Annotated in this window: 14 protein-coding genes; 8 read left to right on the forward strand and 6 right to left on the reverse strand. The window is 48.5% G+C overall.

The genetic code is table 11. The features are described from left to right. A complete protein-coding gene (locus OXH18_RS19190; protein WP_268609026.1) occupies positions 1–240 on the forward strand; it encodes a gas vesicle protein GvpG in 240 nt (79 codons plus the stop codon). Positions 241–278: 38 nt separating this feature from the next. Here OXH18_RS19190 and OXH18_RS19195 read toward each other — a convergent pair whose 3' ends face one another. Beyond that, on the reverse strand, positions 279–713 hold the full coding sequence (locus OXH18_RS19195; RefSeq protein WP_268609028.1) for an SRPBCC domain-containing protein: 435 nt from the start codon (positions 711–713) through the stop codon (positions 279–281). 205 nt (positions 714–918) lie between these two features. On the opposite strand from OXH18_RS19195, the gene OXH18_RS19200 reads away from it, so the two are divergent. The 4 genes from OXH18_RS19200 to OXH18_RS19215 all read left to right on the forward strand — a co-directional run bounded on the left by OXH18_RS19200 (position 919) and on the right by OXH18_RS19215 (position 4,904). After that, entirely contained in the window at positions 919–2,310 is a 1,392-nt protein-coding gene (locus OXH18_RS19200; protein WP_268609030.1) for an NAD-dependent malic enzyme, read from the forward strand. A 90-nt stretch (positions 2,311–2,400) separates the two neighbouring features. Beyond that, the gene (locus OXH18_RS19205; protein ID WP_268609032.1) at positions 2,401–2,625 is read left to right on the forward strand and encodes a hypothetical protein; all 225 of its coding nucleotides are present in this window, start codon (positions 2,401–2,403) and stop codon (positions 2,623–2,625) included. A gap of 673 nt (positions 2,626–3,298) precedes the next feature. Continuing rightward, entirely contained in the window at positions 3,299–4,255 is a 957-nt protein-coding gene (locus tag OXH18_RS19210) for an RNA polymerase sigma factor, RpoD/SigA family (RefSeq protein WP_268609034.1), read from the forward strand. A 199-nt stretch (positions 4,256–4,454) separates the two neighbouring features. After that, complete coding sequence (locus OXH18_RS19215; RefSeq protein ID WP_268609037.1) at positions 4,455–4,904, forward strand: thiol-disulfide oxidoreductase DCC family protein; 450 nt, start codon at positions 4,455–4,457, stop codon at positions 4,902–4,904. A 90-nt stretch (positions 4,905–4,994) separates the two neighbouring features. Here OXH18_RS19215 and OXH18_RS19220 read toward each other — a convergent pair whose 3' ends face one another. After that, on the reverse strand, positions 4,995–5,975 hold the full coding sequence (locus OXH18_RS19220) for an ABC transporter ATP-binding protein (RefSeq protein ID WP_268609039.1): 981 nt from the start codon (positions 5,973–5,975) through the stop codon (positions 4,995–4,997). 181 nt (positions 5,976–6,156) lie between these two features. Here OXH18_RS19220 and OXH18_RS19225 point away from each other — a divergent pair, with 181 nt between their 5' ends. After that, complete coding sequence (locus OXH18_RS19225; RefSeq protein ID WP_268609041.1) at positions 6,157–6,549, forward strand: hypothetical protein; 393 nt, start codon at positions 6,157–6,159, stop codon at positions 6,547–6,549. 41 nt (positions 6,550–6,590) lie between these two features. Here the strand turns inward: OXH18_RS19225 and OXH18_RS19230 are convergent, their stop codons facing one another. The 3 genes from OXH18_RS19230 to OXH18_RS19240 all read right to left on the reverse strand — a co-directional run bounded on the left by OXH18_RS19230 (position 6,591) and on the right by OXH18_RS19240 (position 10,066). Then, positions 6,591–7,658: an LOG family protein gene (locus tag OXH18_RS19230; protein ID WP_268609043.1), complete on the reverse strand. Its 1,068-nt coding sequence runs from the start codon at positions 7,656–7,658 to the stop codon at positions 6,591–6,593. Positions 7,659–7,942: 284 nt separating this feature from the next. After that, positions 7,943–8,266, reverse strand: a complete 324-nt coding sequence (trxA, locus tag OXH18_RS19235; protein WP_268609045.1) for a thioredoxin — start codon at positions 8,264–8,266, stop codon at positions 7,943–7,945. Between the two features lie 636 nt (positions 8,267–8,902). Continuing rightward, a complete protein-coding gene (locus OXH18_RS19240) occupies positions 8,903–10,066 on the reverse strand; it encodes a GuaB3 family IMP dehydrogenase-related protein (RefSeq protein ID WP_268609046.1) in 1,164 nt (387 codons plus the stop codon). A 178-nt stretch (positions 10,067–10,244) separates the two neighbouring features. Between OXH18_RS19240 and OXH18_RS19245 the strand changes: the two genes are divergently transcribed. Then, positions 10,245–11,132 carry an SPFH domain-containing protein gene (locus tag OXH18_RS19245; protein WP_268609048.1) on the forward strand — a complete coding sequence of 296 codons (888 nt, stop codon included), beginning with the start codon at positions 10,245–10,247 and terminating at the stop codon, positions 11,130–11,132. Continuing rightward, the gene (locus tag OXH18_RS19250; RefSeq protein WP_268609050.1) at positions 11,129–11,317 is read left to right on the forward strand and encodes a ribbon-helix-helix domain-containing protein; all 189 of its coding nucleotides are present in this window, start codon (positions 11,129–11,131) and stop codon (positions 11,315–11,317) included. Before OXH18_RS19245 ends, OXH18_RS19250 begins: the two co-directional genes overlap by 4 nt. 145 nt (positions 11,318–11,462) lie before the next feature. Here the strand turns inward: OXH18_RS19250 and OXH18_RS19255 are convergent, their stop codons facing one another. Further along, positions 11,463–12,227, reverse strand: coding sequence for an anti-sigma factor (locus OXH18_RS19255; RefSeq protein WP_268609051.1), 765 nt, complete (start codon positions 12,225–12,227; stop codon positions 11,463–11,465). Positions 12,228–12,265: the final 38 nt, after the last annotated feature.

Here is a 12,265-nt window from a genome sequence, read left to right on the forward strand (position 1 = left end):
ATGTTTTTCGATCTCATATTTTCACCTATTACATTACCTGTGAATGGAATTGCCTGGATTAGTGAAAAGATTTTAGAACAAACGGGTTCTCATCTTAACGATCGAGAACAGTTACAAAAACAATTGCTTGCCTTGCAACTTGCCTTTGATTTAGGCGAAATCGATGAAGCTGTATTCGAAGCTAAAGAAGAGGAACTGCTATTAGCGATTCAAGCGCTTGAAGAGCAACCCAATTCATAGAGTCGTATTAAGCCCCAAAGATAATCAAAAATAGGCGCTTACGCTTGTTCCACATACCGCTTCAGTTGGCGCGCCATGCGGCGTAGTCCTTGCTGTTCGTCTTGCCGCAAGAAAGGTAAAAACAGAACCGTCATTGGGCCCGAAAGCCGTTCCTGATGAATGTATTTCGTGCGATTTTGCCCAATTTCTTGAAGCTCAAACTGATGTTCGCTGCGAAATCCTGGAGCCGTATAAATCCAGCGCAAGCAAACGTTAGGTTGCAAAAATAAGATACGAGGCTCAAATTCCGTTTCAGCCTCTGCACTGACCCGTTTCAGCGACAATTGCACGGTGTGACCTTGCTTGAAAGGCATCTCTGGATTGCGATCGTACAAAAAAGTATTCCAGTGCAACCACTTCTCCTTATGCACAAGTGCTTGCCAGACAAGCGACTTAGCAGCTTGAATTTCAATTTCAGTATATAGACTCGGCATACAGTACAGAGCACAAAACCAATGCAAATAGTACCCATTCCTTCATTATTCCCCATCCCTCACTCCCTACTTCCTACTTCCCATTCCCCAATTGGTGCAACCGAGTACAGTTGCGGCAAACACCCTTTTCTATACTGAGGCAATGGCAAGCGCTAAGATTTTAGGGTTTGTTACAAAATGTTTGCTGGAGAGCAGTCATAAATTTATGGTCAGTCTGACGCCCAATCCTAGTTTTAGTTTGACGATTCGACTACAACTTCCCAACACAGCAGGGATGTTAGCCCCAGTTGTGCAAGCGATCGCCGATGCTGGTGGTAATATCGGTCAGATTGATCTGATTGAGCAGAGCCGCAAAACCTTGATTCGCGATATTACTGTGGATGCTTTCAGTACTGAGCACGCAGGAGCCATCGTTGAAGCCGTCAAAGCGTTGACTGATATTGTGATTCTTGATGTGTACGATCGCACGTTTACATTGCATCGAGGCGGTAAAATTAGCGTACAAAGCAAAATTCCGCTGAAAAGCCAGGCTGATTTAGCGATGGCCTATACTCCGGGCGTTGGCAGAATTTGTACAGCTATTGCTGAAAATCCCCATGAGGTTTATTCCCTCACTATCAAGAGCAACACTGTAGCGATCGTCACCGACGGCAGCGCCGTACTGGGATTGGGCAATTTGGGGGCGACTGGAGCATTGCCAGTGATGGAGGGGAAAGCCATGCTATTTAAAGAGTTCGCTGGAGTAGATGCCTTTCCCATCTGCTTGGCTACCCAAGACACCGATGCCATTGTGGAAACAGTCAAAAACATTGCGCCTGTGTTTGGTGGTATCAACTTGGAAGACATCAGTGCTCCCCGTTGTTTTGAAATTGAAGCACGATTGCAACGCGAATTAGACATTCCCATCTTCCACGACGATCAACATGGAACGGCGATTGTATCTCTGGCTGCGCTGATGAATGCGCTCAAACTGGTTAAAAAATCAATAGATGAAATTCAAATTGTCATTAATGGAGCCGGGGCAGCTGGCTTAGCCATTGCTCGTCTGCTACGCAAAGCTGGAGTTAACACAATCATTCTGTGCGATTCTCGCGGAATTTTGTCTACTACCCGTCCGGATTTGAACCCCCAGAAACAAGAATTTGCTGTCGAGCAAAGCGGTTCCTTGGCGGATGCAATGGTAGGGGCTGATGTGTTTATGGGAGTGAGTGCACCAGGCGTAGTAACTCCAGCCATGATAAAAGCGATGGCGCGAGACCCGATCGTCTTCGCTATGGCCAACCCGATTCCTGAAATTCAACCGGAATTGGTGGCTACCGATGTAGCTGTGATGGCCACAGGTCGCAGTGATTACCCTAATCAAATCAACAACGTGTTGGCGTTTCCAGGTATCTTTCGAGGAGCGCTTGACTGCCGCGCTAAAACCATGACCACTACGATGTTTTTAGAAGCCGCTTCGGCGATTGCCTCATTGGTTAACACCACAGATCTAGATAAAGAGCATATCATTCCATCGGTGTTTGATGAGCGTGTTGCTCCTACGGTGGCTAGTGCGGTACAGCGAGCAGCGCGGACTGACGGTGTGGCAGACGATTAGAAATTTCTGCAAATTCAACCTAATCGACTTTTGCCTAGGATAAAGTTGGGAAGCAACATAGCCCGATTTACCTTCTTTAGGCAAAATTTCATGGATTGGATTGTGCTGATAGCGGCGCTGATTGTCATGTTCTTAGTCCTTGGCTTTGTTGGTCAAGCGATCAAGTCGGCAATCAGTACCGCCATTCTAATCGCGATCTTGCTCTTAGTGTTGCAAGTTGTGTTCGGCATTAGCCCCACTGAGCTATGGCAAGAAATCTCGAACGTTGGGCAATCTCTGTGGCGCAATCTTCCCCGTGGGTTCAACTATCGCTAGTCCACCTCATCGGCGATCGGGCACGACGTAGGAAGTGAACACATCTGAGCGATTGAGAAAAGAGCCAATTGAGAAAATCGATCGCACTCTTGTAGTAGCATTCATCACATTGAGTAACGCAACTTTGTAAAGCTTAGAGAAGCTGACGATCTGAGTAGATGCTCTCGCTTTGTTCTTAAGGCTGACTTTAGTTAATTTGTTCTCCAGGATGCATTCAAATTTAGGAACTCCGGCTATTCTGTTTCTACCGCTGGAACTTGCCATCTAGATTTGATTGTGAGCAAGTGTGACAAACAAGTTAATTAATGTTACGATTCTTAGAAAGTCAAATCCAATCTTCAATCAAGAGTAGGAGTGATATATTCCTACTGTTTTTTGCTTAATCAACCAGAGTGCTCAATCTGCAGTTCACTTAACCAAATGTCTTGACCTGACGCCTCCAAGTAGCTGGCTATTCTCAGCTTCTAGTCGATTGCTCTGCATGGGACAGTGCATTTGAACGCTGTTATCTCTATATATGTTGTTTGTGTTGATTGCTTCCTCACAGCAATATACAACTCCTTCTTTGGCTAGAAGGTTTCTTCAGCCACAACAAGTAAGCTAGAATTCTAGCCCTTGTAAAACTAGTACAATTGTCCTAAGCTAAGGTTCTCCTAGTTTACCGCTCAGTGATATGAAAGCCACTCAAACCTCTGCTGATATGGTACGAGCCTATCTACGAGAGATCGGTCGTGTCCCTCTGTTGACCCATGAACAAGAAATTCTCTTTGGCAAGCAAGTGCAACGCCTTAGTTCTTTGAAAGATATTCGTGAAGCTTTGAGCGATCGATTGGGGCGTGATCCAAGTTCAGAGGAGTGGGCTAAAGCGGCTCAAATCTCCATAATAGAACTGCAAGAAGCTTTGGCGGAGGGCGAACGAGCCAAGCGTAAGATGGTAGAAGCAAATCTGCGCTTAGTGGTATCGGTTGCTAAGAAGTATATCAAGCGCAATGTTGATCTCCTAGATTTGATTCAAGAGGGAACGATTGGGATGCAACGCGGGGTCGAAAAGTTTGATCCGACTAAGGGCTATCGGTTTTCCACCTATGCGTATTGGTGGATTCGTCAAGCTATTACTCGCGCCATCGCTGAGAAAGGTCGCACAATTCGACTTCCTATTCACATTACTGAGAAATTAAATAAGATCAAAAAGACACAGCGACAGTTAGCTCAGCAGTTGGGACGGACAGCGACAGCGGCTGAGCTGGCGGCTGAGTTGGATTTAACGCCTAAGCAAGTGCGCGAGTACTTGGAGCGGGCCCGACTACCGTTGTCTTTAGATCTGCGCGTGGGTGATAATCAAGATACTGAGTTGGGAGAGCTATTAGAAGATACTGGCCCGTCTCCAGAGGATTTTGCGGCTCAGTCTTCCCTCCGCGCTGAAATTGCTGAATTGATGGCAGAACTCACACCTCAGCAGCGGCAAGTGCTTTCTATGCGGTTCGGTCTTGAGGATGGCCAGGCACTGACCCTAGCCAAAATTGGTGATCGACTCAACATTAGCCGCGAACGGGTGCGACAAATTGAACGAGAAGCATTGACAAAACTACGCAAGCGTCGTGCTGACATTCGTGAATATTTAGCCAGCTAACAGCCCCTTTCCTCCCCAAGCTTATTCTCGAGCGCAATTAATCTGGATGGAGACTTATGTTTGAGCACGGTCAATCGATCGTGCTTTACCGCATCAACAGAGCAAAAGCGGATTACAGGTCGTTTGGTTATCGTAGGGCTATGATCAGTAACGCGATGATCGACGCAAGCAACCTCCAACGAACAAGATCTAGAAAGCAATGGCTGAACCAAACTTGTATCACGTCATCTATGACGGCAACTGTAATCTTTGTGTCAACCTAGTTCGATTGCTCGAAACGCTCGATCGTGGGCAGCGGTTCACCTATACCCCCATGCAGGATCAGGCAACGCTGGATCGATTCAATATCACGCCTGAAGATTGTGAGCGCGGTATGATTTTAATTGATGCGAAGTCTCCTCGCCAACGATGGCAGGGCAGCGAAGCGGCGGAAAAAATTGGGCAAATTCTCCCGATGGGCGCTATTTTTGTCAATGCCTACCGATCGCTACCCGGTCTGAAGCAAATTGGCGATCGGGTCTATGAACAGATGCGTGATAATCGCTATGCGTGGTTTGGTCAACGCGCCATAACCTATCGATCGATCTATACCCAATCGGCTCATAACTGTGATATGGAAGCCTGCGATCGCTACTTTTCAGAGAGCTAGCAATGATTTCTGCTTCTTTTTGCCCGTTTCCTGCAACTTTTGCCACCAACGTGTTCTACCGGTAATGTTGCCCTAGACCCCATCTACCGACTACAAGGTGCCGGTTTGAAATACCTTCCCAATTACTTCTTCGATCGGCGGGTCGGTGACAGTTAAATCCACAACATCAAGATCCGATAGCAATCGCGCAATCGTTTGGGTTAGCTTTTCCTGCGGCACGATGAACTGCGCCATACGTCCGGTTACTTCTCCGAGTTGACCATAGGATTGTAGTTGTTCGGGCGATCGAGCTTCCCCTAGTTCAACGGTTACTTCACGGCAAGGAGCAAACCGCTCCAGCAAGCCCTCTAGGCTACCGTCGTAAATTAATTGCCCTGCATAAATGACCAGCACCCGCTGACAGAGAGCCGTGATATCTGCCATATAGTGGCTAGTGAGCAATACAGTAGCTTGATAACGCTGGTTATACTCCTTGAGAAATTCCCGCACACTGACCTGCGCGTTAACATCCAGTCCCAAAGTCGGTTCGTCTAGAAACAAGACCGAAGGGCGATGCACGAGAGCCGCCAAGAGTTCAGCTTTCATGCGCTCTCCCAGCGACAACTTGCGGACGGGCTGCGTTAACTTGTCAGTAATAGACAGCATTTCACCCAGTTCACTCACCCGATGTCGAAACTCGCGATCGGGAATGCCATACACCGCCGCATTGATCCGCAGCGAGTCCAGAGTGGGTAAATCCCAGAGCAACTGCTGCTTTTGCCCCATGACTAGCGTAATGGTTTGCAGAAATTCTGATTTTCGCTGAAAGGGTACTTGTCCTGCTACCATCACGCGCCCACTAGAGGGATACACCAAACCCGTCAACATCTTCAATGTGGTGGTTTTGCCAGCCCCATTCGGCCCTAAAAAACCAACCACCTCACCTGCGTCAATTTGAAATGAAACAGATTGAACGGCGGCTACCGATCGATAGGTGCGGCGAAAAAAATGTAGTAAGGTTCCAGCCAGCGTTGGTTCTTTAACAGCGACCGGATAAACCTTGCTTAGGTTCTCAACGGTGATGATGGGCATTTGGGTTTGAGAGTGGGGAGTAAGGAATGGGGAGTCGGGAGTTGGGAAGACTTCACAGGTTCTTCATAGGATTGCTATAGCGTTGAACTGAGATTCTCTTTTGTTGAGGACAAGATCTAGGCTGATGCAATCATAGAGCTTCTACTAACCGCTTTGCCCGATGCTGTGGAGGGAAATAACGATGATTTGGCGCTATGTATTGGCGTGGATTCCCATGATCGCTATTGGCATCATAAACGGTATCGTTCGAGAATTAATCTATGGAAACTATCTGAGTGAGTTACGTGCCCATCAGGTTTCAACGCTACTTGGCATTGGGCTATTGGGCGGGTATATTTGGTTGATCACGCGCTGGTGGAGCTTTAAATCCGCCCATCAGGCGATCGTCATTGGGCTAATTTGGCTGGGGCTAACAATCGTGTTTGAATTGACCTTTGGACATTTCATTGCAGGCTATTCATGGAAGCGGCTGCTTAGTGACTATAACATTCTGGCAGGGCGAGTCTGGCTTCTCGTCCTCCTCTGGATTGCCATTGCACCGTGGCTGTTTACCGTGCTTAAGAAACCTTCTTGAGCATCCCCTAGACGCAACACTTCCCCATTCCACTCCCGACTTTACTTTTGTTCAGGATGCGTCGTTTCAGGCTTCTTGCACCCCACTTGGTTGATCTCTCGAATCATCTGATAAAGCCGACCATGATCGCGTTGGTTAAAGTGCAACACCAACCGAAACAGATCGTCAGTTTTGCTGTGGTGTTCTTCGGGTAGGGTTTTGGTTTGTTGAATGTGCCCGTCGATCAAGAGATCGCGGTAATTCTGGTTCAGATATTCAATATCAGCCGGGGTCAGTTCAGTCTTCAGCCGTAAAATCAAGTACTCGCCAACATAGCGGCTAGAGTGAAAAACCCGATAGAAACTGGCGATCTCCTCGCAGGCCACATCCACCCGATCGGTAATGGTATACAAGTACAAATCGTCAGGGCTAATCAACCCAGTTTTCAGCAAGTTATGACGCAGGTGTGCATCCCAGCTTTGCCAATAGTCTGACCCTGGTTTGTCAATCAATACCAGCGGCAGCAGAGCTGTTTTTCCAGTCTGCATCAGGGTTAAACACTCAAACGCTTCATCTTGCGTGCCAAAGCCACCAGGAAACAGCGCCAAGGCATCAGTTTCGCGCAAAAAGAACAGCTTGCGGGTGAAGAAATACTTAAAATCAATCAGCTTGGGATCGCCCTCAATAAATGGATTCGAGCCTTGCTCAAAGGGAAGCTGTATGTTTAACCCAAAGGATTTGTCTGCTCCTGCCCCTTCATTGCCAGCTTGCATGATACCTGGGCCGCCCCCTGTCATCACCATAAATCCCATTTCGACGACTGCCCGAGCAAACTCGACAGCCATCTGATACGTTGGATCGGCAGGGGCTGTGCGGGCTGACCCAAAAATGGTAATTTTGCGTACGTGACGATAAGGATAAAAGACGCGGAATGCTCGTTCCATGTCTTGCAGCGAGGCATTCAAGATCTTCCAGTCTAGGCGATCGGCTTCTACCTCTGCCATACGAACTAGAGTGGTCAAAGCCTGTTGAATCAAAGGTCCGTGCTCCATATTGGGCAACTGACTCAGCAGTTGAGCCACTTCGGCTTGAAAACTCTCCAGACTGGACGATGAGGATGAAAAGCTCATGGACATACCTGAACTGGCAGCATCCTATTCTACCCAGATTTAAGAGGTATCCGCTTAAGAATTCTTTTAGGAATTGCGGTATCAAACAAAATGCCCCAATTACAGAACGGTTGGGGCGAAGTAAGCGGCTAAGCTGTGCCGTTTAAGGAAACCTTAAAACAATTGCGATTCAGTTCAACGCGCCTGATTGTCCTTGACAATTGTCCTTAACATCGATAAGCCAATCAGAACAGCTTCAGGAGGTGCTCCTGGCTGCATATGCCCACTTACAGACGACGGTGCGACTAGAGATACTTCTCTAATGTGCTAGCTAAAGTGGTCTTTGGCACAGCACCCACCACCATATCCACTCGCTGCCCTTCTTTGAAGATCATGAGTGTGGGAATGCTGCGAATGCCATATCGACTCGCAACGTTAGGATTTTCGTCGGTGTTGACTTTGACAACTTTGACCTGACCAGCGTACTGCTCGGCAATTTCATCGACAACTGGTGCAACCATCCGGCAGGGGCCACACCAAGGGGCCCAGAAATCGACTAGAACCGGAACGTTGCTCTCAAGAACTTCTTGATCAAAGGTTGAATCTGTAACTTGTGCGGCTGCTGACATGCCCGAAAACCCTTGCCTATGTTGTTTGACAAAATCTTACCATAGCGAAAAGTCATGCTTCAGGCTACTTGCTCGATACAATCGGTCACAATTGTAAATGGAAGGTATCGAGAAACCACATCATTCTAGCTTTAAACACTGATTGGCAAGGGTTTCAGCCTCGATCGCCCAGGAAATTTAAGCTTTATAAACGATCGCCCTAGTTTTCGAACATTGCATTACTATCGCAGGTAGCGTGAGGAGAAGTGAAGTCTAGGAGTTGAGACCGTGGGTCGAGCGGTTGTGTAGAGGCAAACCATCTCTGCACAGCAATTAAGTTAACAGCAATTCAATGTTAGGGGCGCGATCGATTGATAAATATTGAAAATTGATAGAACAGAAGTATGCAGGTCAATATCACGCTCAACAGATTGCTCTGACGTCGTTCCCTAAAGTCGTTCCCTAAAGAGGAACCGCCTGAACAGCAGTCCAGGCGGAGTGTGGTGTGAGGAGTGAACGGAAACATGCGTCTCCGCTATCTTCATTGTAACGACACTTATGGTTTTTCGCTTACTTTACCGTGGGCTGTCAATGAACTTATTTGAAGACAAGCCAAAGCTTGAGCGACTTCTACCGACCTTCAGACAAGGTTCTCGTTTACTTACCCATTCCTAACTGTTGAGCTTTCTGGTAAACCTTGCCTTCGGTAAGTAGCGATGGGGCAATCACAACTTCAACTTGTTGCATTTCGCGAATATTTTTTGCCCCTAACGTTCCCATACTCGTCTGCAACGCTCCTAGTAAGTTGTGCGTGCCATCGTCGAGTTGGGCTGGGCCGCGCAAAATCTGCTCGATCGTCCCCGTTGTTCCCACCCGAATCCGAGTACCTCGTGGCAAAACTGGACTAGGCGTAGCCATGCCCCAGTGAAACCCGCGACCGGGTGCTTCAGCGGCTCGAGCGATCGGTGATCCAATCATCACCGCATCGGCTCCACAGGCAATACATTTGCAGATATCGCCACCCGTGATTAAACCACCATCGGCAATTACCGGGACATATCTGCCTGTTTCTTGGTAGTAGTCTTCCCGTGCCGCCGCACAATCGGCTACGGCCGTTGCTTGGGGAATACCAACGCCTAGCACCCCACGAGACGTGCAGGCGGCTCCCGGACCAATTCCCACTAAAACAGCGGCGGCTCCAGCTTTCATCAAATTCAGCGTGACTTCATAAGTCACACAATTGCCTAACACGACTGGCATCGGCATTTCTTGGCAAAATTGCACCAAATCGAGGGGAGTAATCGACTCTGGCGAAAGGTGTGCAGTTGAAACCACAGTGGCTTGAATGAAGAATAGATCGGCGTCCGCTTCAGCAACAGCCGTACCGTACTTGGCAGCCCCAACGGGAGTAGCACTGACGGCGGCAATGCCCCCCTGCTGTTTCATTTCCCGAATGCGTTGCTTCACCAATTCTGGTTTGATCGGTTCAGCGTAGAGTTGCTGCATCAGCGGCACAAATTCGTCTTTGTTCACCGAGGCAATGCGATCGAGCACGGGATTGGGATCATCGTATCGGGTTTGAATTCCTTCTAAATTCAAGACTCCCAAGGCTCCTAATTGAGCCAGCCTTGCTGCCATTCCCACATCCACCACGCCATCCATCGCACTGGCAATGATGGGAATTTCGCGTTCAATGCCGCCGATCGTCCATCGAGTATCTGCTAGAGATGGGTCGAGGGTCCGCTGTCCTGGTACAAGCGCAATTTCGTCAATACCATACGCCCTACGGGCAGACTTGCCCCTACCAATTTGAATGTCCACGCTGCTTCCTTCCAACGACTTAATAAAGCTAGACTATCAAATCTGGAGAAGAAGAGAACTGAGGTCGAGCGATCTTCATCCATCGCTAGACAAATTTTTTGTTAATTTTTGCAATATTTTTGATATCACTTCAATATAATTTTGCTACTTTTTTGAAGTCATCTATTTCATCATTCCTATGAACTCCATTCGAGAAAAGGCTGCCTGGAGCGTTGGCGGTTTTCGTATCGTTCCGTTGGTGGTGTTGCTGTTGACAACGGGAGGAAGCTTGATCATTAGTTCGGTTACGCTCGATCGCATTGTGGCTCCTGCTACCTTGGGAATTGGCGTGGCCATTGTGCTGGGGGCAGTTTTGCTGTTTCAAGGGTTCTTTTTGGTGCAGCCCAATCAAGCGCAAGTTCTGGTGTTCCTGGGGCGATATGTGGGTAGCGTGCGAGAACCTGGGTTTTATTGGACATTGCCGCTGCTGATACAACAACGCCTGATTTCCCTGCGAGTGCGCAACTTCAATAGCGAAAAACTTAAAGTCAACGATGCTCAGGGTAGCCCGATCGAAATTGCAGCCGTGGTGGTGTGGCGAGTTGTGGACTCGGCCAAAGCCATTTTTGATGTGGAAAGCTACAGTGAGTTTGTGGCGATTCAAAGTGAAACGGCGATTCGATCGCTGGCCAGCCGCTATTCCTATGACATTTATGACTTAGAGACCCAATCGCTGCGCGGCAATCCCGATGAAGTCGCAGATGTGCTGAAACACGAGGTGCAAACACGGCTAGAAGTGGCGGGTGTGGAAGTGGTTGATGCCCGTATTACCCATTTGGCCTATGCACCAGAGATTGCCCAGGCGATGCTGCGGCGTCAACAAGCCGTAGCGGTGATTGCTGCCAAAGAACGAATTGTGGAAGGTGCGATGGGAATGGTGGAGATGGCGCTACATCGCTTGAGTGAACAACGAGTTGTAGATCTTGATGAAGAGCGCAAAGCTGCCATGGTGAATAACTTACTGGTTGCTTTAGTGTCTGAAAGTGCAACTCAACCCATTATCAATACAGGTACGCTATACACGTGAAGGAGAAGAAACGGTTTTTACTGCGGCTTGATCCAGAGTTATATGCGGTGCTGGAAAAATGGGCCGCCGATGAGCTTCGCAGTGTCAATGCTCAGGTTGAATTTCTATTAAAGGAAGCGGTACAACGAGCCGGACGATCGAAAGACAAGCTCGATACCCCCACAAATTCCGATCAATTAAAATAGCGAGCAGAATAGCGAGCGTTACGACCTCCTTGCTTTGGCTGTCAGTCTAATCCTCATCCCCCAACTCCTGCTCCCAAACGGAGAGAAGGCGGATGGATTGAATCCCTTGCTCTTTGGGAAAAGAATTTAGGGTGAGTACGTGAGGCTATCCATCACTCCTCAGCACTAGTGGCCCTGCCGGAACAGGCGGTGCGGCTGTAGATTCAGCCGTGATCAGCATTTGTGAGACATTTGCGCTACAGGCATTGGTGGGCATCTTCCATTGTGCGGTGCTTTGGCTAGACGGCAGATTAAATTCACCACAATAGACGGGTTGTGTGTCTCCATCTGCCAGCGCCCAGAGACGATATGCTTCACCCGTTGGCAAGGGGGGCAGGTTTTGTACTAACACGATCGCGCTCTGATTGTCTGGATCGACCACCAAGCGACCACGGGCATCACGGGCATTTTCCGTTCCCTGTAGCGCAAATACTTGAGCATTTGGCTGTTGCAGTGAGGCAATAATGGCATCATTCGATCGAATCGTCTGCCGCAACCGATAATTATCGATCGCCAACGCCAGCACCAAAACAGCCGCCACGGCTCCTCCCATGCGGACAAGTGAAAATCGAGAAGATGCTTTGTAGGGTGAATGCACTCGGTGATTCGTATCTCCCGATCGGACTGCCTCAAGCAGATTGTCTCGTAGCGACGGTGGCAGTTTAGGGTCAGGCAAGGCATAAGGAACCAGGTTCAACACAGCTTGAAAGCGATCGAGTTCAACTATAAGGGCGGGGTGGGTATTAAGTAGCTGCTGTAATTCCTCTGCCTCGTCGGAACTCAAATTGCCGAGGGCATACCCTGCCATTAACTCTTGCCAGTATTCAGGCCACTGTTCAGACCCGTATTCAGGATGTGAGGAATGAGTCATTGGGACATGGGGGATAAAGGAAAACGGACGTGAGCAAC

The sequence above is a fragment of the Thermocoleostomius sinensis A174 genome, assembly GCF_026802175.1.
GTDB lineage: Bacteria > Cyanobacteriota > Cyanobacteriia > Elainellales > Elainellaceae > Thermocoleostomius > Thermocoleostomius sinensis.

Excerpts from the sequence above, each read along its gene's own strand:
- OXH18_RS19190 (WP_268609026.1), top strand. The coding sequence starts at position 1 with ATGTTTTTCGATCTCATATTTTCACCTATTACATTACCTGTGAATGGA.
- OXH18_RS19195 (WP_268609028.1), bottom strand. The coding sequence starts at position 713 with ATGCCGAGTCTATATACTGAAATTGAAATTCAAGCTGCTAAGTCGCTT.
- OXH18_RS19200 (WP_268609030.1), top strand. The coding sequence starts at position 919 with ATGGTCAGTCTGACGCCCAATCCTAGTTTTAGTTTGACGATTCGACTA.
- OXH18_RS19205 (WP_268609032.1), top strand. The coding sequence starts at position 2,401 with ATGGATTGGATTGTGCTGATAGCGGCGCTGATTGTCATGTTCTTAGTC.
- OXH18_RS19210 (WP_268609034.1), top strand. The coding sequence starts at position 3,299 with ATGAAAGCCACTCAAACCTCTGCTGATATGGTACGAGCCTATCTACGA.
- OXH18_RS19215 (WP_268609037.1), top strand. The coding sequence starts at position 4,455 with ATGGCTGAACCAAACTTGTATCACGTCATCTATGACGGCAACTGTAAT.
- OXH18_RS19220 (WP_268609039.1), bottom strand. The coding sequence starts at position 5,975 with ATGCCCATCATCACCGTTGAGAACCTAAGCAAGGTTTATCCGGTCGCT.
- OXH18_RS19225 (WP_268609041.1), top strand. The coding sequence starts at position 6,157 with ATGATTTGGCGCTATGTATTGGCGTGGATTCCCATGATCGCTATTGGC.
- OXH18_RS19230 (WP_268609043.1), bottom strand. The coding sequence starts at position 7,658 with ATGAGCTTTTCATCCTCATCGTCCAGTCTGGAGAGTTTTCAAGCCGAA.
- trxA (WP_268609045.1), bottom strand. The coding sequence starts at position 8,266 with ATGTCAGCAGCCGCACAAGTTACAGATTCAACCTTTGATCAAGAAGTT.
- OXH18_RS19245 (WP_268609048.1), top strand. The coding sequence starts at position 10,245 with ATGAACTCCATTCGAGAAAAGGCTGCCTGGAGCGTTGGCGGTTTTCGT.
- OXH18_RS19255 (WP_268609051.1), bottom strand. The coding sequence starts at position 12,227 with ATGACTCATTCCTCACATCCTGAATACGGGTCTGAACAGTGGCCTGAA.